Origin of the sequence: Oceanobacter kriegii DSM 6294 (genome assembly GCF_000422845.1) — a bacterium.
In the GTDB taxonomy this organism is placed as follows: Bacteria; Pseudomonadota; Gammaproteobacteria; order Pseudomonadales; family Oceanobacteraceae; genus Oceanobacter; species Oceanobacter kriegii.
The window spans coordinates 81,904-103,612 of sequence record NZ_AUGV01000019.1 but is presented as its reverse complement, the minus strand read 5'-3'; the positions used below and the strand labels follow the sequence as shown (position 1 = coordinate 103,612).

Genomic DNA, 21,709 nt, shown 5'->3' with positions numbered 1-21,709 from the left:
CAGGAAGTCGATATGTCTGAAAGCCGAATCCCCGGTTGGTTATGGGTGACCACTCCCGCATGTGCCATTGCCTTTGCCGGATTCCTGATATACCTGAACACCCAGCCGTCCAGCGATGAAATGGAAGCGGTGCAGGGCGACGCCCGCAGTGTGTTGCAGCAGGGCATTGATCGCGCGCGTGACAAGATGGCAGAAAAAGCCGCCGAGTCGATGGGTGAGGAAAGCCAGGCCGCTTACGATTTCTACAAGCTGCTGGAAGAACAGAAAGTCGAAGCGCCCAAGGTCGAGGCTTACAAGTCGACGCCCAAAGGCGCAGCCACCCAATACCAGTACATTTTGCAAGCCGGTTCATTCCGTAACAGCGAAGACGCCGATCGGATGCGCGCCAACTTGCTGTTGCTGGGGCTGGATGCCTACCAGAAAGCCAGCGATAACGGCAATGGCGTCTGGAATCGGGTGTACGTTGGTCCTTTCACCAATCGCTCGAAATTGAACAAGGCGATGGATATTCTGGTCAGTAACAACATCAGTCCACTGACACTGAAACGTCCACTGCCAACGGCAAGCAGCGACAATTAAGCGGTTCGTCCGGTATTCGCTTGCTGGCAGCTCACAGTCATTCCAACTGGAATACCGCGGAGACCGCCATGACCCAGCAAGCCGATACCCTCAGCTATACCTACCAGACACCGGAAGGCGTTCGCCAGGGCAGTTATCTGTGCTGGCCCTGCACTGACGCCTCCATCAAAGCCCCACCAGTATTACTCTGTGTTCACGGCCTGACCCGCAACGCCCGTGACTTTGATCCACTGGCGCAAGCCCTGACCGAACACTATCAGGTGATTTGTCCCGACGTTGCCGGTCGCGGCGACAGCGAATGGCTGCACAACCCGATGAACTACGGTTACCCGGTGTACGTGGCGCAAATGCAACAGCTGTTACAGCAGTTGATGGTCAAACACGACGTCAGCGAGTTTGACTGGGTTGGCACTTCCATGGGCGGCCTGATCGGCATGATGCTGGCGGCGCAGCCAATCTGCCCACTGCGCAAGCTGGTGATGAACGACGTTGGCTTTTTTATCCCCAAAGCCTCCCTCGACCGGCTGGCCGACTACGTTGGCAAATCCACTGATTTTCACAGTTTGGACGACGCCGAAGCCTATATTCGCGACATCGCCGCCTCGTTTGGCCCGCTAACCGATGAACAATGGCAACACCTGACCCGTTACAGCGTGGAAGAGCGTGATGGCAAGCTGCAACTGCGCTACGACCCCGCCATTGCCAACGCCTTTTCCGGCGTGCCCATGACCGACGTCGATCTGTCGGCGATCTGGCAAGCCGTGACCACCGATGTGTTGCTGATCCGGGGTGGCGACTCCGATTTGCTGCTACCCGAAACCGCCCGTGAAATGGCCTCGCAGGACAACGTACAGCTGGCGACCTTTGCGGGCATTGGCCATGCCCCGGCCTTGATGGCGCGGGATCAGATTCAGACGATCAAGCGCTTTTTGCTGGCGGCTGGCTAAAGCCCTCAAATTTGGCCATAACGCACACAAAGATGGCGTATTCAGGTCATTATCCGGTACCGTGGCAGCCACAATAAGGTTTCGTGTCCGGGTTTGATCAGGGGAGTGCCGAATGCAGGCGGAAAACATCGAAATTCTGGAATTCCTGCGTCAGCATCATCCGTTCAAGGATCTTGATAACGCCATTCTTGAGCGCATTGCCAGCCAGACCGATGTGGCCTATTTTAAGGCCGGTACCCAGATTCTGAATTTTGGCGAAGCCATTACCGACTGGTACATCGTCCGTAGCGGTGCGGTGGAGGTCTATCGTCGTTCTGGCGAGCTGTACGACCGACTGACGACCGGGGATTATTTCGGCCAGTTTGGTTTGTTGCGCAACAAGCGGATTCGTTTTCCGGCCAAGGCGCTGGAAGACACGCTGGTGTATCTGATTCCCGAGCCGCTGTTCAGCGAGCTGTTTGAAGAATACGAAACCTTTGCCGATCAGGTTGAGGTGGAGGACCGCACCCGTTTGCGCCAGGCGATGGCGCGTCAGGCCGACAGCAATCAGCTGCTGAGCGCCCCGGTTGAAACCCTGATGTTGCGCGAGCCATTGACGGTACCGGTGACCCTGTCGGTGCGTGATGTGGCGATCCAGATGTCGGAGGAAAGCGTCAGCTGCGCTTTGGTGGTAACCGAGTCCGATGATCAGCCGCTGGCGGCCAACCGGCTGGTGGGTATTGTTACCGACAAGGACATTCGCAACCGCCTGGTGGCAGAAGGCTTGCCCTACGACTCCAGCGTTGAAGACATCATGAGTACCCGCATTGCCAGTGTTGAGCACAATCAGTTTGTGTTCGAGGCAATGCTGATGATGCTGCGATTCAACGTTCATCATTTGCCCGTGATGCGCCATGGCGTGCCGGTGGGTGTTGCTACCCTGCCTGATGTTATCCGTTACGAATCCCAAAACAGCCTGTTTGTAGTGCGCCGCATCTTTGGTGCGCAAAGCCTGGATGAACTGAAAGCACTGCAACCGGATGTGCGCAATTGCTTCAGTCGCATGGTGGCGGAAGACGCCAATTCCCACATGATTGGCACCGCAATGGCGGTAATTGGTCGCAGCTTCAAGCAGAAGCTGCTGGAAATGGCGGAAGAAGAGTTCGGGCCACCGCCGGTGCCCTACTGCTTTCTGGCGCTGGGCTCGATGGCCCGGGAAGAGCAGTTGATTGTGACCGATCAGGACAACGCCCTGATTCTGGATAACCGCTACGACCCCAAGCTGCATGAAGACTACTTTATCAAGCTGTCGAACTTTGTGTGCGACGGCCTCGATGCCTGCGGCTACACCTACTGCCGTGGCGGCATCATGGCGACCAACCCGAAGTGGCGCAAAACCTTGCAACAGTGGGGCGACAGCTTCCTCGACTGGATCAACAACCCGGTGCAGGAAGTGTTGCTGAACAGCTTTATCTTTTTCGACCTGCAAGGGGTGTGGGGAGAAACCCAATGGGCTGAACAGCTGTCGGCGCTGGTGGCAGAAAAAGCCAGCCGTAGCCCCAAGTTCCTCGCTTGTATGGCCCGTGGTGCGCTGGGACGAACGCCGCCGCTGGGGTTCTTCAAGGGCTTTGTAATGGAAACCGACGGTGAACACAGCCGCTCGATCAATATGAAACGCCGCGGTACAGCACCGCTGGCCGATTTGATTCGGGTGCACGCGCTGGCGGTGGCGAGCAAGTCACACAACTCGTTTGATCGGCTCGACGACGTGATCGAAGCCGACATTTTGCCGCCGGGCAGCGGCGCCGATTTGCGCGATGCGCTGGAGCTGATCGCCATGGTGCGGATTCGTCATCAGGCGCTGGATCTGGAAGCGGGTCGTGACCCGGACAACAGCATTGAGCCCGATAACCTGTCTGATTTTGAACGCCGAACCCTCAAGGACGCTTTCCAGATTCTGAGCAACGCCCAGAAATACCTGAAGTTTCGTTATCAATTCGGACGGGCGTTCTGATGGCCGGTTTTCAACAACGCTTTGCCAGCAAGCTGTCTGGCGGTGGGGTAGGGCCGGGCAATGAGCCCTGGCCGGTGTTTTTTGCGCGTATGGCCGAGCAGGCCCAGCACCCGCTGCTGAAGCGATTTTATGCTGCCGGAACTCCGACTGGTGATACGCCATTAGCCGAGGTTCCGCTGGTGGCCATCGACTTTGAAACCACCGGGCTGGATGCCAGCAAATGCGACATCGTCAGTGTTGGCATTGTGCCCATGACCCTGAACCGTATCTACAACCGTCAGGGGCGACATTGGCTGGTGCGGCCACGTACGGCATTGTCTGCCGATTCGGTGGTGTTTCACGGCATTACCCACAGCGATATTGATAACGCGCCAGACCTCAGCGAGCAGCTGGACGATATTCTCGAACACCTGCAAGGCAAGGTGGTGATTGCCCACTGCTGCAGCATTGAACGCAACTTCCTCGACATGGCGGTCAAGGCTCGTCTGGGCGAGGGCGTGGTGTTTCCAATGCTGGATACCATGGCTCTGGAAGCCGGAATACAACGCCAGCCGACACTGATCGAACGCATGTTCGGTGCGCGGCGCAAGTCCATTCGGTTGGCCGACAGCCGCGAGCGTTATGGCCTGCCGTTTTATCATCCTCATCATGCCTTGTCGGATGCGTTGGCCTGCGGCGAGTTGTTTCAGGCCCAGATCGCCCATCATTACTCTGGCGCCACCGCGATTGGCAATTTGTGGCAATAAGCCACCCTGCGCCCCTTTCACCGATCAGTGCTGACATTCTTGCCCTGCCAATAACCGGCCTGCCAATAACCGGCCTGCCATGAATTGACCAGCGGCATGCGCCATACTGAAACCTGTACGGATCACAATGGTGTAAACGATTCCGGGGTTACCCATGAAGCAGCTGGTATTGATTGGCTACGGTGCGATGGCGCAGGTTATTTGCAAATACCTGCCGGAAAACCTGACGTTAGCGGGCGTGATCGCCTCTGAGCGAAGTGCTGCGCGGCTGCGTGAGGCGTTGCCGGGCGTCGAAGTGGTCACGCAATTTGCTGAGTTGAGCGTACAACCCGACCTGGTGATTGAGTGCGGTGGTCAGGCGTCGGTACGCCAACACGGCATGGCGGTCGTTGCGGCGGGGCTGCCGCTGGTGGTGATTTCCAGTGGTGCACTGGCCAACGATGGGTTTCGTCAGCAACTGATTCAACAGGCTCAGCAGGGCGGTGGCGAAATTCACGTTCCGGCAGGTGCCATTGCCGGTATGGAAACCCTCGCTGCGGCCCGTATTGCCGGTATCGATCGGGTTGAATACACCTCCAGAAAACCACCCCAAAGCTGGCAAGGTTCGATGGCCGAACAGGCGTTTGATCTTGCCGCTATCAGCGAACCAACCGTGCTGTTCGAAGGCAATGCCCGCGATGCCGCGCTGGGCTTCCCGGCCAATGCCAACGTGGCCGCCACCATTGCCCTGGCGGGCATCGGCTTTGAGGCAACGCAGGTTCGCCTGATTGCTGATCCAACCATTCAGGGCAACCAGCATGAACTCACCGCACGGGGGGATTTTGGCGAGCTGGATATTCGGGTGCTGGGTAAACCCTTGCCGGATAACCGTAAAACCTCGGCGCTGGCGGCACTGTCGCTGGTGCGCCAATGCCAGCACCTCAACCAGTGCCTGAAAATCTGACCCTGTTACCCAATCTCAAATTTCTGAATTTGTAAGTTATTAATAATAAAGAAAAAAGTCTGTTATCTTTGCGGTTTTCTGTATGGATAAACAGGTGTTTCTTGGCGAGTTTTGAAACCCATTTGAGTGGTGCGGCGCTGGTCAGCGCGATGTCGGCATCGGCGGCGGTTGTCAGCCAGTGGTGCTCAATCGAGCAGGGTGTTCTGTTGTTTTTTCTCGGTGCGCTGGGTGGTGTGCTGCCGGATATCGACTCCGACACATCACGGCCGGTGATCTGGCTGTTCAATGTACTGGCGGCAGCGGCCTGCGCCTTATTCCTGTGGCTAGCGACTCCTTGGCTGGCAAGCTGGAGCAGCTCTGGCGGTAGCCGTATTGTGTGGAGCTGGCTGGGTATGGCCTTGGTCTGGTTGCTGGCGGGGCCGTTGGCGATGCGGGTTTTCTTCCGCTTCACCATTCATCGGGGCTTGTTTCACTCGCTGCTGGCGGCGCTGTTTTTTGGCCTGGCCACGGTATGCATTGCCTGGGCGCTGGCACAACAACCTGCGCCGTTCAGTTGGCTTTGCGGCTTGTTTGTGGCGGGTGGTTTTGTGGTGCATTTGCTGCTGGATGAGGTCTACGCCGTCGACTTCAATGGCGTACGCCTGAAGACGTCGTTTGGCACGGCCATCAAACCCTTCAGTGTGGATAACTGGTCCGGCAGCCTGATGCTGGCGCTGGTGTGTGGTGCCTTGTGGTACTTTGCGCCTTCGACGGAAGGGCTGGTGCAGGAGCTGCAGTGGTTGGCGGTGCTGGGGCGGTGATGCTCCGGCTGTTGGCTGGATGGCTATGGTGTCGTACTGTATGTTTGCTTTTTAACCAGTCTCCAGAGGTTCTCTGAAAAACTCGATGTCGCGCAGAACTGTACATCGTTATTCAGAGGGGCCTTGGCTAAATGCGGAGTCCTGCATGTCAGAAAAACTGTATACCAACACTCCAATGGGTGAAGCTATTTTGGAGGCTTTGCAGCAGCTCAATGAAGAGATAGCGAAGTTGTTTACAAGTGCAGGGCCGGGCAGCGTTCGAGCGTACGTTTTTGGCGGGGCTGCGCTGCATATCCACACCAATGCCCGAGGCTCTGCAGACATTGATGTTGAAATCTCTGCTGCTACGAAACTGGATCTCGATGAAATTACCGTGCTTTATACTGATGAACACGGCGATGAGCGGCAACTGGTGATAGATGACACGTTTAACCCAACGATATCAGGGTTGTTGCCAGAGAATTATCAGGATGATGCGATACCGCTGAACAGAACGGTAGAGGCTCCATTGCATGCGTTCGTTGTGACAGGTATTGATTTGGCTGTGAGCAAACTGGACCGGCTTGGCGAGCAAGACCAGGCTGATATAATCTTTCTGTATCGGGCCGGTAAATTCACGATTGAAGGTCTGAAAGCGCACGCTGAAGAAGCCCTGTTGGGAGCGGTCGGCAATGAAAGACGCTTGCAGGGCAATATCAATTTTATGATATCCCGGCTGGAAGAGCTGGAGAGACCATGACCCATAATGACTATCAGAAGCACTTTCTGAAGGTACTGAGCAGTACCTCGCCAGAGCAGGCCGCAGACGATTTGCGAGTACTTGCAGATGCGGCGTGGCACAAGGGCTGGTCTCCTGACGTCGAGCAGGTCGCCCTGCCATTACTCAGAAAAGCAGCTTATCTGGCTGACTTTTTTGCCAGCAATCAGGCGATGCCCCTGAACCAGAGCCGCTTGCTTAAATCACGCCTCAAGGCTTTGGCCGCACAGTTCCCAGACGTTGCAGCAGAAGGTTTTTATGTTGGTGACGTTGCCGGTAAGACCAACCGCGATGCATTGGCTAAAAAGTGGGGACTGACTTCCGGCGTACAGGCCAAACGTGTTCCCGGTTTGCTGGATTTACAGCGGCGCTCCACACATCATCAGTCATCCCGGTAGGGTGATATCTGAACAATGACCATGACGCTACGTTATGCGCACTTGGCACCAGAAGCACTTGAGTAGGCCATTCAGTACAACCGGTTAACCAGGTCCTGATACTTAGGGACGGTGAAATGGATTTTCTAACGTCTGAGGTTATTACTGCCGTCTTAACGCCGGTATTTGCCTACGTTGCATATCGGTTTACGAAGCCAAAAAGTCGCTGTGCTATCTGCAATGATTACCTCCCTGTCAAAGATATTCGATGGGTTGCGACGGTTACGAATCCTGATACGGGAAAGCTGGAACAAAAATCTGTCTGTAACCCTTGCTTTCAAAAAGCCGTCAGTACAGATCCCATTGATAGTCACAAAGAGTTTTGTGTTCGGTGTGGTTCTTTGGTTCAGGAGCCTGAGGAGTGTTTACGCAAAGTAGGGGAGGAATTTCACTATGTTTGTGACTTTTGTATGTCCATTGCACCAAGCGAAAAGATAGAACTACAAGAGTTACTTTCTCCCGAGTTTCTCAGTAAAAGAACACCCTTCGATTCGTTTATAGGACTTGCTGAAAGCTACGGACAGCCCCTGGATACTAAAGAAGATTTGAATACTGAGGGGTTCAACCAGTTCATCGCTGATAGAACAGACTACGGGTCGTTTGAAGAAATTCTTACTGAGGCGATAACACAAAAGCGCGAAAAAATGCTGAAAGGGCATCTAGGGCTTAAATAAAAGTGGCCCTGAACTGGCCCGAGCCTAAACTACAGGCATAAAAAAACAGCCAGTTACTTTCGTAAGTGGCTGTTTTTTATGGGATTTGGTGGTGCCCAGAGGCGGAATCGAACCACCGACACGGGGATTTTCAATCCCCTGCTCTACCGACTGAGCTATCTGGGCGTCTTGGCTGACGTTTGGTGTCTCGCTCAAGTGGGACGCATTAAACAGCCATCCCGTTTTTCTGTCAACAACTTTTCTGAATTAATTTTCAGGTTTTTCAGGCACATAGCCTTCGGCCTTGTCGAAATCGCCGCCGCTGAGGAATTTGTCCCGCTGTTCGGTGAGGTATTTGCGGGCTTCCTTGTCCATCATGTTGAGGTGCTTTTCGTTGATCAGGCGGGTCTGGTGTTCGGTCCATTCGGCCCAGGCTTTGGCGGATACGTGGTTGAGGATGTCTTCACCCACTGGGCCCGGGAACGGGGCCTGTGCAAGGGCTTCCAGCTCTTGTTGGTATTTGCGGCAGAAAACGGTGCGGCTCATGAAAAACTCCCGTGTAGGCTGTGGTTTGATGCTCAGAGTTGGTTTTGCAGCAGTTTGATGACGGGTGCGGCCAATCCGAGTTCGCTCGGTTGACGGGGATTGTACCAATGCACTGTCTGCTCGCCTATGTGATCGGTCAGGCGGTCCAGTTCAACCTCTACCGGGTGAATATGCAGGTGGTAGTGGCTGAAGGTGTGTCGGAAGCTGCTGAGCTCCTGAATCTGTTTGACCCTGTCGCCGTAGCTGGCGGCCAGTTGTTGTTCGGCGTTGGCCAGTGAGTCGGCTTCGGGGAAGCTCCACAGGCCACCCCAAATGCCGGTTTGTGGCCGTTGTTGCAGTAAAAACTCACCGTCGGGGTTGCGGATCATCAGCAGCCAGGCGTGTTTTTCGGGCTTTTCTTTTTTCGGTTTGCTGTTGGGGTATTGGGTCGGTTTGCCGCTGGCGTAGCCTGCACAGCCTGGTTGCAGTGGGCAAATGCCACAGGCGGGTTTGCTGCGGGTGCAGAGGGTAGCGCCCATGTCCATCATGGCCTGGGTATATTCCCGGTGGCTGTGTTCAGGTGTCAGTCGTTCGGCAATGTCCCACATGGCATTCTGAACGGCGGTGGTGCCGGGCCAGCCTTCAATGGCATAGAAGCGGGTCAGCACCCGTTTGACGTTGCCATCCAGAATGGCGGCGCGTACGCCCATACTGATGGAGGCAATGGCGCCAGCGGTTGAGCGGCCAATGCCGGGCAGCTCGGCCAGCTGTTCGACGCTGCGGGGGAATTCACCGCCATGCTGGTCGACGACGGTTTGGGCGCATTTGTGCAGGTTACGGCCACGGGCGTAGTAGCCCAGTCCGGTCCACAGATGCAGCACTTCGTCCTGTTCGGCAGCGGCGAGCGCCTGTACCGTCGGAAAGCGTTCCATAAAGCGCTGGTAATAGGGAATAACCGTGGCGACCTGGGTTTGCTGCAACATGATTTCAGACACCCATACCCGGTAAGGGCTGATGTCTTGCTGCCACGGCAGGTGTTTGCGGCCATGCTGGTGGTACCACTCAAGCACGGTTTCAGAGAACGCCCGGTCGTTGTGTGGGGCGTTGGCGGTGATCTGGCTCATCAAGTTCTGGCGCTGTTTTTGGTGCTTTTTCGGATTATTTGCTGCTTTCCAGTGTCATTGCACGGGTTTTGGCCAGAAATTCTTCGAGTTGTGGTACATCCAGCGGTCGGCTGAACAGGTACCCCTGGCCTTCGTCACAGCGGTTTTGGCGCAGGAATTCTACCTGATCTTCCGATTCAACGCCTTCTGCCACCACTTGCAGGCCCAGTTTGTGGGCCATGGCGATGACGGCGGCGGTGATGGCCATGTCGTTGCTGTCGACGGGGATGTCGTTGACGAAGGATCGATCGACTTTTAATACTTCAATGGGCAGGCTTTTCAGGTACGACAAAGATGAGTAGCCGGTGCCAAAATCGTCGATGGCAAAGCGGATGCCGTAAGACCGCAGGGCCGACATGGTAGCGATGGCTTTCTCGACGTCCAGCATCAGGGTGCTTTCGGTGATCTCCAACTCGAGGTTGGAGGGCGACATGCCGGTTTCTTCCAGCGTTTTGCGGATCATGTTGGCGAGGTCGGGGTCGGCAAACTGTTTGGCCGACAGGTTGACGGCGATGCGGGTGTCGAATGGCATGTCGCCAGAGGCGATAAATGACTGGATCTCGCGGCAGCTGTTTTGCATTACCCAACGGCCAATATCAATGATCTGGCCGGTTTCCTCGGCTACCTTGATGAAACGGTCTGGTGGAATAAAGCCCTTGATGGGGTGGTGCCAGCGAATCAGTGTTTCAACCCCGGTAATGGCGTAGTTTTGCAGGCTGACCTTGGGCTGATACACCAGGCTGAACTGGTTCTCGTGCAGGGCGTCGCGAATTTCCTGCTCCCACGCCAGGTGCTCCAGAATCTCCTTGTTCATTTCTTCCGAGAAAAACTGGTAGTTGTTGCGCCCCAGCTCCTTGGCCTTGTACATGGCCAGGTCGGCATTTTTCATCAGGGTGTTGGGGTCGGTGGAATCCTGCGGCGTCAGGGTAATGCCGATGCTCACCGAGGTGTTGATGTCCTGGCCTTTGATGCGAATGGGTTCGGCGAGGGCTTCGAGGATCTTTTCAGCCACGGTTTTAACGTCGGAAATGCGTTTTACGTCGGTCAGCAGGATGGTGAACTCGTCACCACCAATGCGCGATACCGTATCCTTGTCGCGCACGTTGGCGCTAAGCCGGCGCGATACTTCCTGCAGCAGCAAATCGCCGGCATCGTGTCCCATGGAGTCGTTGATGCGCTTGAACTGGTCCATGTCGAGGAACATCAGCGCCAGAGTCGATTGGGTGCGCTCGGCGGATTTGATCGACTTCGACAGTCGGTTCTTGAACAGCCGCCGGTTGGCCAGCCCGGTCAGGGCGTCGTAGAAGGCGAGGTTTTCCATCTGTAACTGAGCGGATTTCAGCTCTGAAATGTCTGAAATCGCCCCCAGATAGCCAATCACTTCGCCATCCCGGTCGTGCATCGGACTGGCCATTAAATGAATCCAGGCATGACTGCCGTCGCGTTGCTGCAAGCGTAGGTCAAGCTCAATGCTTTCTTGTTGGGAGACCAGGTTCTCCCAGGCAAAGCGGGTGGCTTCGAGGTCGGCGGCCAGAATGCAGCTGAACCATTGTTCGATGTCCGGAATCTCGTTAGTGAGGTTGTGGATATCCCGCCAGCGCTGGTTGACGTAACGGAGCACGCCGTTTTTATCGACCTGAAAGATGCCCACCGGCGAGAACTCGGCCAGTTTGCGGAATCGCTCTTCGTTCAGCTTGAGGGTCGATTGGTCGGTTTCGGTGGCGTGCAGCAGCTCGTTTACTTGCAGCAGCAATTTGCCGTAGTCATCGGAAGCCTTGCTGGGGGTTCGCAGCGAGTAGTTGCGCTCGCGGGTGATGCGGGCCAGGAAGTCGGACAGGTCGCGCAAGGGGCCGAATAGCCCTTCCCGAATACGAATCGCCACCAGAAAAGCCAGTGCCATGGAAACAATCCAGATGGCGACACTGATTTGCAGGAAGCGCAGCAGTCGCTGTTGTACCGGCTGGTCGTCGTGATTGATGCGCAGCGAGCCAATCACATTGTTGCTGGTGGTGAGTGGCACCACCAGGGTGTTGGCACTGCTGACGGCACCATTGCTGGTGGCCGGGCAGCCCGATGCCACCGCGGTTTCACGATCGTAATGTGCCAATAAGCCACCTTGCTGGTTGTACAGGCAGCCAAGGGTGATGGCAGGGTGAACGCTGAGTGATTGCAGGTCGGCCTGCAAGGTATCGAACTGCTGCTGCTTGATTTCCTGCGCTGCCGAGCGGGCTGCCATTTCTGCAATGGTGTTAATGCGTTGTTTGCTGGCATGACTGGTGAGGTAGTACTCCAGTCCGACGTAGGCGCCTCCGGAAAGCAGCAGCGTCAGCGTGGTGGCAATCACAACGACGATGGTCAGGCGCGCTTTCAGATTGTGTTGGCGGAATAACATGAATACAGCCGTTCCCTGTTAATGCGTTTCTCCGCCGGTGTTGGACAAATACCGTCAGGCCTGTCGACCGAGCGCAGCAATGAAATTCGTCAACAAGTATGGTTCACAAAATCGGGGTTTGCCGGATTAGACAGAATGTAACTGTACGAACGAGCGTTAATTTTTGTCAGTGTGTGCCGAATGACCAGTCCGCGGCTGAACAGGCTGAGCAGCGGGAGGAGTTTAAGCAGGGTGAGGTTTAAGATCGGTGAGGTTTAGGTAGGAGCGGGTGTAGGCGAGAAGTGCAGAAGGTAGCGGGAGGTAAAAGACGCAGGGAAGGAGAATAGTAACTGGGCTGGGGCGTGTCGCTATAAAGGCAACGTGCCCCAGCCCGCAGGAGGGAGGGCCCTGGCGAGAATCAGGCAGCGTTCTGGCTGTCGTCTTTTTGCTCGGCTTCCTGCTTCAGTTCTTCCAGCAAGGCATCCATACGCTTCGAGGCGTTGCCCGGGTTGGTACCTTGCAGGCGGTTGCTCATCTGGTCGCGGTAGGTCTTCACCATGCTCAGGCCGGATACCACGGCGTCGTAAACACGCCATTGGCCATCGTCAGACAGGTACAGCTTGAAGTCGATCGGGATCACGTTACCGTTGGTCTGGGTCAGCTGGCCCTGTACCAAAGCGCGGTCGCCCTTGTCGTTGATGCGAGCACTTTCAAAGTTCAGCTTCTCGCCGCTGAAGGCACGGAAGGCGCCGCTGTAGGTGTGAATCTGCAATTCGCGGAAGCGCTCAATAAATTCGGTGCGCTGCTGCGGGGAAGCCAGGCGCCAGTATTTGCCCATCGCACCCATGGCGATTTTTTCCTGATCAATGGCTGGAACGATGTAGGTCATCACCAGTTGCTTGACCATCTCTTCGGAGCGGTCGGCTTCTGGCGTCTGTTTCAGTTCTTCAATCAAGCCATTGGTCGCCTGGCTAACCACTTCAGTGGGGTTGCTGTTCGCCCAGGCATTGAGGCCGATCAGGCCGAAGGCCAGTACCGCTGCAAAACGTTTGAGCATAGTCATCCTGTTATCCTTGTATTTGTCTCGCTATCTGGATTCGCTGAGTATATTGGGTTGTTAACTCTTTAAAATCCGGCTGTCGCTGGACAGATTGTTGCTATCCCGGCACCAACCTGCCGCCGTTTCACGAAAGTCTCGTCGCTGAGCCGCTGCCGCCAGTTCAGCCGGCAGCTGCGTAATCAGTAAGCTCACTTGCTCGCGATCGGCCCATTGTTGCAGCAGGGTGATTGTCTGATGCATAACGCCACGGCGTTGGGTAATAGAGCGCACTGCGGCGTATTCAAGTGTGACCATGTCACCATTTTGCGAACAAAGTATGACACCAACGAGGCGGTCGTTGAATCGCGCTGCAACCAGCCAGTGGCCCTGTTGCAGTGCACTTTCCAGTGCTTCCGGCAGCAGGATTTCGGTACCTGCATCTTGCTGGATTTTGGCTATATCCTGCCAGTCGGCGGCATCGGGTTGGCGAATATGTTCAAGTTTTACCGGCACGGGAGCTTCTCTTTCGCAATATTAGGCTGGGACAGCGTATCTGGTGCGCATGTTCCATGGAGGTTTTCCACCGCGCACTTTATAATGCTTTCCTTTTTCTTTGGCGAGAGTTTGGAGTTGTTCCATGGCCCGCACCGCAACGGTCGAACGTAATACCCTGGAAACCCAGATCAAAATCTCCATCAATCTGGATGGTACTGGTAAAAGTAACTTCGACACGGGTGTTCCGTTTCTGGAGCACATGATGGATCAGATTGCCCGTCATGGACTGATTGACCTCGATATTTTCTGCAAGGGCGACCTGCATATCGATGATCACCACACGGTGGAAGACATCGGTATCACCCTCGGTCAGGCGTTTGCTGAAGCCATCGGCGACAAGAAAGGCATTGTTCGTTACGGCCACAGCTATGTGCCGCTGGACGAAGCGCTGTCTCGTGTGGTGATCGACTTCTCCGGTCGTCCGGGGCTGAGCTTCAACTGCGATTTCACCCGTGGCAGCATCGGTCGTCTGGATACCCAGAACTTCTGGGAGTTTTTCCAGGGCTTTGTGAATCACGCCAAGGTGACCTTGCACATCGACAACATCAAGGGCTTTAACGCGCACCATCAGGCCGAGACCATCTTCAAGGCGTTCGGTCGTGCCCTGCGCATGGCGGTGGAAATGGACCCTCGTATGGCCGGTGTGATGCCGTCTACCAAAGGTTGTCTGTAAGGCATTCAGGAAGGATAACGTTTTGACCAGTAAAACATGCGCCGTGATCGACTACGGCATGGGCAATCTGCACTCTGCCCACGGTGCCTTGCAGGCGGTGGCCGGCGATACCAAAGTGATTGTCACCGGTGATCCCGAGATCATCCGCAAGGCCGACCACGTGGTGCTGCCGGGTGTGGGTGCCATGCGCGACTGCATGGCCGAAATCCGCGCCCAGGGCATCGATCAGGTGGTGGCTGAAGCCCGCAAGACCAAGCCATTGCTGGGTATTTGTGTTGGCATGCAGGGCATGATGGATCGTTCGGAAGAGAACGGCGGCGTTGATTGTCTGGGCCTGTTCCCGGGTGAGGTGCGCTTCTTCGGCAACGACCTGATTGAAGACGGCGAGAAGCTCAAGGTTCCGCACATGGGCTGGAACAAGGTTCGCCAGATTCACCATCCGCTGTGGAACGGGATCGAAGACGACACCCGTTTCTACTTTGTGCATTCCTACTATGTAGAAGCCCAGCGTGCCGAGCACGTCAAAGGCTCTGGCCACTACGGCGTTGATTTTGCTGCTGCCATTGGCGAAGACAACGTCTTCGGGGTGCAATTCCATCCGGAAAAGAGCCACAACGCCGGTTTGGCCCTGTTGAAGAATTTTCTGGAGTGGGACGGTCAGGCCTGATCGTTCACTCCCTGCTGCTTAAAAGGTTTCTCTCATGCTTGTAATTCCAGCCATCGATTTGAAAGACGGCCAATGCGTACGCCTGCGTCAGGGCCGTATGGACGATTCCACCGTATTTGGTGACAACCCGGTTGAAATGGCCCGCCGTTGGGTCGATGGCGGTTGCCGTCGTCTGCACCTGGTGGATCTGAACGGTGCCTTTGCCGGTACCCCGGTGAACGGCGAAGCCGTGACTGCCATTGCCAAGGAATTTCCGGGTCTGCCTATTCAGATTGGTGGCGGTATCCGTACGCTGGAAACCATTGAAGCCTATGTGAAAGCGGGCGTCAGCTACGTGATCATCGGCACCAAAGCGGTAAAAGAGCCGGAGTTTGTAAAAGAAGCCTGTGCGGCGTTCCCGGGCAAGGTGATTGTTGGTCTGGACGCTCAGAACGGCTTTGTGGCTACCGATGGCTGGGCCGAAGTGTCTGAAGTGAAAGCGGTGGATCTGGCCAAGCAGTTCAAGAACGACGGTGTATCTGCCATCGTGTATACCGACATTGCCCGCGACGGCATGATGCAGGGTGTGAACCTGGAATCCACGGTTGAACTGGCGGTGGAAGGTGGCATTCCTGTGATTGCTTCTGGCGGTGTCACCAACATCGACGATATTCGCAATCTGGCCAAGGTTGCCAACAAGGGCATTCTGGGTGCAATCACCGGTCGTGCGATTTATGAAGGCACGCTGGATGTTGCAGAAAGCCAGAAACTGGCTGACGAACTGACTGGTCAGGCGTAAGCAGGAGAATTTCCATGGCATTGGCCAAGCGTATTATTCCTTGCCTCGATGTCGACAAGGGCCGCGTTGTCAAAGGCGTGAACTTTGTTGGCATTCGTGACGCTGGCGACCCGGTTGAAATCGCCAAGCGATACAACGATCAGGGCGCTGATGAAATTACCTTTCTGGACATCACCGCCAGCCACGAAGGCCGTGACACCACCGTGCATATGGTGGAAGCCATTGCCGAGCAGGTGTTTATTCCACTGACCGTTGGTGGTGGTATCCGCGAACTGGCGGATATTCGCAACATGCTGAACGCTGGCGCCGACAAGGTTTCTATCAACTCGGCAGCGGTCTACAACCCGGAATTTGTTCGCGAAGCGTCGGAGAAATTCGGTGCCCAGTGCATTGTGGTGGCGATCGACGCCAAGCAGGTTGGCGACAACCATTGGGAAATTTTCACCCATGGTGGCCGCAAGCCAACCGGTATCAACGCCGTTGAGTGGGCGGCGAAGATGGCCGAATACGGTGCCGGTGAAATCCTGCTGACCTCAATGGACCGTGATGGCGTGAAGTCCGGCTTCGACCTGGGCGTGACCCGGGCGATTTCCGATGCTGTGAACATTCCGGTCATTGCCTCTGGTGGTGTTGGTAACCTCGACCACCTGGTTGACGGTGTACTGCAAGGCAAGGCCGATGCCGTGCTGGCCGCCAGTATTTTCCACTTTGGTGAATACACGGTTGAGCAGGCCAAGCAGCATATGGCCGCTGCGGGCATTGAAATGCGCCTGTAAATGGCCAAAAACTGAACATTCGAGGGTCAACTTTGTTGCGTTTCGTGGAATAATGCCCAGACGTTTTCAAAGGATTGATGTATGGCCCTCGGTGTTCGACGCCCGCTTGTTTGGGCGGCGTGTTTTGTTGCTGTGAGTTCCGCTTCTCAGGCCGATGTGTTTGATGAGTTTGAGCCAGACATCCCTACCGTTCTCAGTCCGGTGCGCCTGCACCAGCCTCTGACTGAAGTTCCAGCCAGTGTTACCTTGATCACCGCCGAGCAAATACGCCAATGGGGTATTCGTCGTCTGGTCGACGTCTTTCAGTATGTGCCGGGCATGTTTGTTGCCCAGGAACTCGACAGTAATCAGTCCAGTGTGGTTTACCACTCCGGTGATGTGGCGTTGGCGCGCCGTCTTGAAGTGCTGGTGGATGGTCGCTCTATCTATCGGGCCACCTTTGCCAGTGTCGACTGGGATCAGTTTAATGTTGCGCTGGACGATATCGAGCGCATTGAAATCACCCGCGGTGCCAGTGCCTCCGCCTACGGCATGAACGCCTTTCAGGGCGTGATCAACCTCATTACCCGCCACCCGGCTGACAGCGCCCGGGCCGCACTGCGGCTTTCTGCAGGCCAGCAACAGCGTAAGCAAGGCTATGGCAGTATTGGCTTTGAGGCCTTTGGTGCGCCGACGCGGTTATCCCTGTTTGCCCATCACGAAGGCGAGCAAGCCTCTAATAACCCGGTCGAAATACCAGAGCAAAACTGGGTCGAAGGTGGCCATTGGAGTGGTACGTCGCAGTTGGACGACGATTCCGAACTGAATTGGCAAGTGGGTCGTCAGCGACTGCGTCGCAACCTGTTGGGGGACGAAAATTTCCACATCGGTCAGCCGCAGCAGCAGTCCATCACCGACATGGTGCAGCTGAAGCTGAAAAGCGCCGATGGCGCCAGTGGTAGCTGGCAGGCACGTGTTGCCTGGCAGGCCGAGAATCAGGAAAAACAGTATCAGGCCTGCACTCCGAGCATGGCCTATGACGCCGACCTGGGTCGCTTGTACCGCAACAATCGGTCGCTGGCGATTGCGCTGGGCTACGGCGTTCTGCCGCTGAGTAATCCATCGACATCTGCGGCCGAGCGCCAGCAAATTGAACAGGTTTATCAGGGCCTGGCCTATGGCGTGGTGTCGGCATCACAGTTGGAAGCTTATCTGGCATCACAAGGGCAAAATGCTCAGGTGTCTGAGCAAGACTACGAGCTGGTTCGTACCATTGCCGCCCGCGCGGTGAACGCTGGCGCGCTGGATGAAGTCACTTGTGGTGAGGGTGACTACGACCTCTACGAACAGCGGTTGGAAATGGAGTTGGAGTACACCCGCTGGTGGAGTGATACCTTGCGTTCGGTGCAGGGGTTGACCTTTCGGCGCGACGAAGCCGCTTCGGAAACCTGGTTTGGCGGCAAGCTGTCGCAAAGCAATGTGATGGCATTTTCCAGTGTTGAATATCGCTTCCAGCCAGATTGGTTGGCTTTCCTGTCGCTGACTGCGGACTACCAGCAGAACGACGGTGTGTATTTTTCACCAAGGCTGGCATTGACCCACCTGCTGGACGATCGCAGCAGTGTTCGCTTCCAGTACGCCAGCGGTCATCGCTCGCCGGATCTGGCGGAGCGTTACATGGCGGCGAGTGCTCAGGTGAACGGCCTGACGGACAACTACCTCGGGCTTGCCAGTGGCGAGTTGTTCCTCAGTACAGACGCCTCTGATTGGGAGGGTGAGCTGAACGGCGAGTCGATTCACAGCTGGGAGTTGGGATATTACGGCATGTTCAGCGACCCGCGCCTGAGCCTGGATGTGAAGGTCTTTCACGAGCGTATGCAGCGGCTGATTCACGGCAAGGTGAGTTTGCTGAATGGCAGTATGGATGAAAACTCCGGTATGAGCCTGACCGGCCTGGAGTGGCAGCTTGACTGGGCGCTGAGTAATCAACAGAAGCTGTGGCTGGTGGGTCTTGTGCAAAACCGTTCGGCGGATTCAGACAGCAGTCAGGAGTTGACGGTCGGGGCGGAGAACAGTGTGCGTCTGGCCTGGACGGGTCAGCGTGACGACTGGCAGTGGATGTTGGGCGGCTGGTATGACCAGGGCCGTTACCGCAGTGGTGGCAGCTATTCCCAGTCTGAGCTTTACACCAAGCGTCGTCTGACCGGGCGATTGGCACGCAGTTTCCAGCGTTGGGAAGTGGCGCTGGAAAGCCAGTACGATCCACTGGCCGGGCGACTGCAATATGAACGCAATGAGCGTTGGAACAATTGGCTGACAGCTCGCTGGAGCTGGTGAGGGTTTGTTTACCTGAATCGGCAGGCTGAACAAGAACGACAGCTGGCACAGATCACCAACAAAAACGCCCCGACTGCCATTGGCAGCCGAGGCGTTTTTTATAGAGCAGGGATCAGTACAGAACGCGGGCGCGAATAGTACCTTCCACTTCCATGATTTTTTCCAGTGCCAGGTCACTGGTGGACTTGGCCACATCGATCACCACGTAACCGATGTCTTCAACCGTTTGCAGGTACTGACCAGAGATGTTGATGTCGTTCTCTGCAAAGATGCGGTTGATGGCGTTCATCACGCCCGGCACGTTCTTGTGAATGTGCAGGATACGGTGAACGTTCGGGTTGGATGGCAGGGCAACTTCCGGGAAGTTAACAGAGGCTGTGGTGGTGCCTTTGTCGCTGTAAGTGGCCAGTTTCTCACCCACTTCCTTACCGATGTTTTCCTGTGCTTCCATGGTGGAACCACCCACGTGTGGGGTCAGGATCACGTTGTCGAATTCACGCAGAGGGCTTACGAACTCGTCGTCGTTGCTGCGTGGCTCAACCGGGAATACGTCGATGGAAGCACCCAGCAGTTTCTTACTGCGCAGGGAGTCAGCCAGTGCGTCGATGTCGACCACGGTGCCACGAGCCAGGTTCAGGAAGATAGAACCTTGCTTCATCTGGGCAAACTGTTCAGGACCCATCATCCACTTGGTGGATTCGGTTTCTGGTACGTGCAGGGTAACCACATCGGCCAGACCCAGCAGTTCTTCCATGGAACCCACCTGAGTGGCGTTACCGATTGGCAGCTTGGTGACGATGTCGTAGAAGTACACCTTCATGCCCAGGCTTTCAGCCATTACGGACAGCTGGGTACCAATGTTGCCGTAACCCACGATACCCAGCTTTTTGCCACGGATTTCGTAGGAGTTGGCAGCAGATTTCTGCCAGCCGCCACGGTGACAAACGGCACTCTTCTCTGGCACGCCGCGCATCATCATGATGATTTCGGCAATGGCCAGTTCAGCAACAGAACGGGTGTTGGAGTATGGAGCGTTGAATACTGCAATACCGCGCTTGGTCGCCGCTTTCAGATCAACCTGGTTGGTACCGATGCAGAAACAGCCAACAGCAATCAGCTTCTCTGCAGCTTCGAAGATTTCTTCGGTCAGCTGGGTACGGGAACGAATGCCGATGAAGTGAGCGTCTTTGATGCGCTCTTTCAGTTCTTCGTCTGGCAGAGACGTTTTCAGGTATTCAATGTTGGTGTAACCGGCGGCCTGGAGCGTGTCCAGAGCGGATTGATGCACGCCTTCCAACAAGAGGAATTTGATCTTGCTTTTGTCGAGGGACGTTTGTGCCATGGGGTACCTTCTTGAGGTGCAGACCAGCAATGGGCGGTCCGGATTATATAGAGATGTGCGGTCGGTCTGTCTTTACAGAGTGCCCACAGGGAGAAAGATCTCCGAAAAACAGGTCGCATATGGTAACATATGTGGCTTTCAAATGTGATACTCCGTCCCAGTCATCATCGCGATGATCCCTCAGGATGGCATGACGAATTCTCATAAATCCCCGGATAAGCCCTGGATAATCAAGCCATGACGCAATTGACCCAAGACGCCCTTGTTGAACGCCTGTCGGCCATTGTTGGTGAAGACAAGGTTCGTACCGATGCCGATTCCCTGGAAACCTTCGGTAAGGACTGGACCAAGATCCTCGATCCCAAGCCTTCTGCCATTGTATTCCCGAAAACCACTGAGCAGGTACAGCAGATTGTGCTGCTGGCCAACGAAGCGGGTCTGGCACTGGTGCCATCCGGTGGTCGTACTGGCCTGAGCGCTGGCGCGGTAGCGGCCAATGGTGAGGTCGTGGTTGCGTTTGACTACATGAACCAGATTTCCGACTTCAATGCGGTCGACCGTACCGTGAAGTGTGGCGCGGGTGTGATTACCGAGCAACTGCAACAATTTGCCGAAGACAATGGCTTGTTCTACCCGGTGGATTTTGCTTCCTCTGGTTCCAGCCAGATTGGTGGCAACATTTCTACCAACGCTGGTGGTATCAAGGTGATCCGCTACGGTATGACCCGCGACTGGGTGGCTGGTTTGACGGTGGTAACCGGTAAGGGTGAGATTGTTCGTCTGAACAAGGACCTGCTGAAGAACAACACCGGTTACGATATGCGTCACCTGTTCATCGGTGGTGAAGGCACGCTGGGCTTTGTTACTGAAGCGACCATGCGTCTGACTCGTCCAGCCAAAAACCTGACTGTACTGGTGCTAGGCGTGCCGGAAATGACCGCTATCATGAACGTGCTGCACAAGTTCCAGTCTGGTCTGGACCTGACCGCGTTTGAGTTCTTCTCCGACAAGGCACTGAAAAAAGTACTGGCTCGTGGTGATGTACAAGCACCGTTCGAGACCGAAACCGAATACTACGCACTGCTGGAATTCGAAGCCGACACCGACGACAAGATGGACGTTGCCATGCAGCTGTTCGAGTCCTGCATGGAAGAAGGTTGGGTTTACGATGGCGCTATCAGCCAGAACGAAACCCAGGCGGCTAACCTGTGGCGTCTGCGTGAAGACATCTCCGAAACCATTTCCCACTGGACGCCGTACAAGAACGACTTGTCCGTAGTGGTTTCCAAGGTGCCTGAGTTCCTGGCGGAAGTAGAAGAGGTGGTGGTACGCGAATACCCTGACTTCGAAATCGTCTGGTTCGGTCACATTGGTGATGGCAACCTGCACCTGAATATCCTCAAGCCGGACGATCTGGCCAAGGAAGAATTCTTCGAACGTTGCGGCAAGGTTTCCAAGTGGGTCTTTGAAATTACCGAGAAGTACGACGGTTCGGTATCCGCTGAGCACGGTGTTGGTCTGACCAAAAAGCCATACCTGCACTATTCCCGCTCCGCTGCCGAGATTGCTTACATGAAAGCCATCAAGGCCACGTTCGACCCGAACAACGTGATGAACCCGGGCAAGCTGATCGATATGGACTGATCGGC

General features: G+C 55.5%; 21 protein-coding genes and 1 tRNA gene. 15 read left to right on the top strand and 7 right to left on the bottom strand.

What is annotated here, in order from left to right:
* Positions 1 to 12: 12 nt before the first annotated feature.
* From G516_RS22090 to G516_RS0111070, 9 genes are all read left to right on the top strand, one after another.
* The gene (locus G516_RS22090; protein WP_051219290.1) at positions 13 to 579 is read left to right on the top strand and encodes an SPOR domain-containing protein; all 567 of its coding nucleotides are present in this window, start codon (positions 13 to 15) and stop codon (positions 577 to 579) included.
* Positions 580 to 647: 68 nt separating this feature from the next.
* A complete protein-coding gene (locus tag G516_RS22085; protein WP_051219288.1) occupies positions 648 to 1,526 on the top strand; it encodes an alpha/beta fold hydrolase in 879 nt (292 codons plus the stop codon).
* A gap of 112 nt (positions 1,527 to 1,638) precedes the next feature.
* Positions 1,639 to 3,519: a DUF294 nucleotidyltransferase-like domain-containing protein gene (locus G516_RS0111100; protein WP_028293722.1), complete on the top strand. Its 1,881-nt coding sequence runs from the start codon at positions 1,639 to 1,641 to the stop codon at positions 3,517 to 3,519.
* Positions 3,519 to 4,265, top strand: a complete 747-nt coding sequence (locus G516_RS0111095; protein WP_084645002.1) for a 3'-5' exonuclease — start codon at positions 3,519 to 3,521, stop codon at positions 4,263 to 4,265. Before G516_RS0111100 ends, G516_RS0111095 begins: the two co-directional genes overlap by 1 nt.
* 154 nt (positions 4,266 to 4,419) lie before the next feature.
* The gene (locus G516_RS0111090; RefSeq protein ID WP_028293720.1) at positions 4,420 to 5,208 is read left to right on the top strand and encodes an aspartate dehydrogenase; all 789 of its coding nucleotides are present in this window, start codon (positions 4,420 to 4,422) and stop codon (positions 5,206 to 5,208) included.
* Between the two features lie 101 nt (positions 5,209 to 5,309).
* Positions 5,310 to 6,008 (top strand): metal-dependent hydrolase, encoded by a 699-nt coding sequence (locus G516_RS0111085; protein WP_028293719.1) that lies wholly within the window; start codon positions 5,310 to 5,312, stop codon positions 6,006 to 6,008.
* Positions 6,009 to 6,153: 145 nt separating this feature from the next.
* Positions 6,154 to 6,747: a DUF6036 family nucleotidyltransferase gene (locus G516_RS0111080; protein WP_028293718.1), complete on the top strand. Its 594-nt coding sequence runs from the start codon at positions 6,154 to 6,156 to the stop codon at positions 6,745 to 6,747.
* Entirely contained in the window at positions 6,744 to 7,163 is a 420-nt protein-coding gene (locus tag G516_RS0111075) for a hypothetical protein (RefSeq protein WP_028293717.1), read from the top strand. Before G516_RS0111080 ends, G516_RS0111075 begins: the two co-directional genes overlap by 4 nt.
* A gap of 116 nt (positions 7,164 to 7,279) precedes the next feature.
* Entirely contained in the window at positions 7,280 to 7,876 is a 597-nt protein-coding gene (locus G516_RS0111070; RefSeq protein WP_028293716.1) for a hypothetical protein, read from the top strand.
* Between the two features lie 89 nt (positions 7,877 to 7,965).
* Here the strand turns inward: G516_RS0111070 and G516_RS0111065 are convergent.
* From G516_RS0111065 to G516_RS0111040, 6 genes are all read right to left on the bottom strand, one after another.
* Positions 7,966 to 8,041 (bottom strand) — tRNA-Phe (locus G516_RS0111065).
* A gap of 81 nt (positions 8,042 to 8,122) precedes the next feature.
* Positions 8,123 to 8,401: an oxidative damage protection protein gene (locus G516_RS0111060; protein ID WP_028293715.1), complete on the bottom strand. Its 279-nt coding sequence runs from the start codon at positions 8,399 to 8,401 to the stop codon at positions 8,123 to 8,125.
* Positions 8,402 to 8,433: 32 nt separating this feature from the next.
* A complete protein-coding gene (mutY, locus tag G516_RS0111055; protein ID WP_036535940.1) occupies positions 8,434 to 9,504 on the bottom strand; it encodes an A/G-specific adenine glycosylase in 1,071 nt (356 codons plus the stop codon).
* A gap of 34 nt (positions 9,505 to 9,538) precedes the next feature.
* Complete coding sequence (locus tag G516_RS22080) at positions 9,539 to 11,935, bottom strand: EAL domain-containing protein (protein ID WP_051219286.1); 2,397 nt, start codon at positions 11,933 to 11,935, stop codon at positions 9,539 to 9,541.
* 397 nt (positions 11,936 to 12,332) lie between these two features.
* Positions 12,333 to 12,977 carry an MlaC/ttg2D family ABC transporter substrate-binding protein gene (locus G516_RS0111045; RefSeq protein ID WP_084645001.1) on the bottom strand — a complete coding sequence of 215 codons (645 nt, stop codon included), beginning with the start codon at positions 12,975 to 12,977 and terminating at the stop codon, positions 12,333 to 12,335.
* A 54-nt stretch (positions 12,978 to 13,031) separates the two neighbouring features.
* Positions 13,032 to 13,466, bottom strand: a complete 435-nt coding sequence (locus tag G516_RS0111040) for an acetyl-CoA sensor PanZ family protein (protein ID WP_028293712.1) — start codon at positions 13,464 to 13,466, stop codon at positions 13,032 to 13,034.
* A gap of 124 nt (positions 13,467 to 13,590) precedes the next feature.
* On the opposite strand from G516_RS0111040, the gene hisB reads away from it, so the two are divergent.
* The 5 genes from hisB (at position 13,591) to G516_RS0111015 (ending at position 18,718) form a co-directional block, all read left to right on the top strand.
* The gene (gene hisB / locus G516_RS0111035; protein WP_028293711.1) at positions 13,591 to 14,181 is read left to right on the top strand and encodes an imidazoleglycerol-phosphate dehydratase HisB; all 591 of its coding nucleotides are present in this window, start codon (positions 13,591 to 13,593) and stop codon (positions 14,179 to 14,181) included.
* 22 nt (positions 14,182 to 14,203) lie between these two features.
* Positions 14,204 to 14,848 carry an imidazole glycerol phosphate synthase subunit HisH gene (hisH, locus tag G516_RS0111030; protein ID WP_028293710.1) on the top strand — a complete coding sequence of 215 codons (645 nt, stop codon included), beginning with the start codon at positions 14,204 to 14,206 and terminating at the stop codon, positions 14,846 to 14,848.
* Positions 14,849 to 14,882: 34 nt separating this feature from the next.
* Entirely contained in the window at positions 14,883 to 15,626 is a 744-nt protein-coding gene (gene hisA, locus G516_RS0111025; RefSeq protein ID WP_028293709.1) for a 1-(5-phosphoribosyl)-5-[(5-phosphoribosylamino)methylideneamino]imidazole-4-carboxamide isomerase, read from the top strand.
* A 14-nt stretch (positions 15,627 to 15,640) separates the two neighbouring features.
* Positions 15,641 to 16,402, top strand: coding sequence for an imidazole glycerol phosphate synthase subunit HisF (gene hisF / locus G516_RS0111020; protein WP_028293708.1), 762 nt, complete (start codon positions 15,641 to 15,643; stop codon positions 16,400 to 16,402).
* Positions 16,403 to 16,534: 132 nt separating this feature from the next.
* A complete protein-coding gene (locus tag G516_RS0111015) occupies positions 16,535 to 18,718 on the top strand; it encodes a TonB-dependent receptor plug domain-containing protein (protein WP_169449527.1) in 2,184 nt (727 codons plus the stop codon).
* A gap of 112 nt (positions 18,719 to 18,830) precedes the next feature.
* Here the strand turns inward: G516_RS0111015 and serA are convergent, their stop codons facing one another.
* Entirely contained in the window at positions 18,831 to 20,060 is a 1,230-nt protein-coding gene (gene serA / locus G516_RS0111010) for a phosphoglycerate dehydrogenase (protein WP_028293706.1), read from the bottom strand.
* Positions 20,061 to 20,297: 237 nt separating this feature from the next.
* On the opposite strand from serA, the gene G516_RS0111005 reads away from it, so the two are divergent.
* On the top strand, positions 20,298 to 21,704 hold the full coding sequence (locus G516_RS0111005; protein ID WP_084645000.1) for an FAD-binding oxidoreductase: 1,407 nt from the start codon (positions 20,298 to 20,300) through the stop codon (positions 21,702 to 21,704).
* Positions 21,705 to 21,709: the final 5 nt, after the last annotated feature.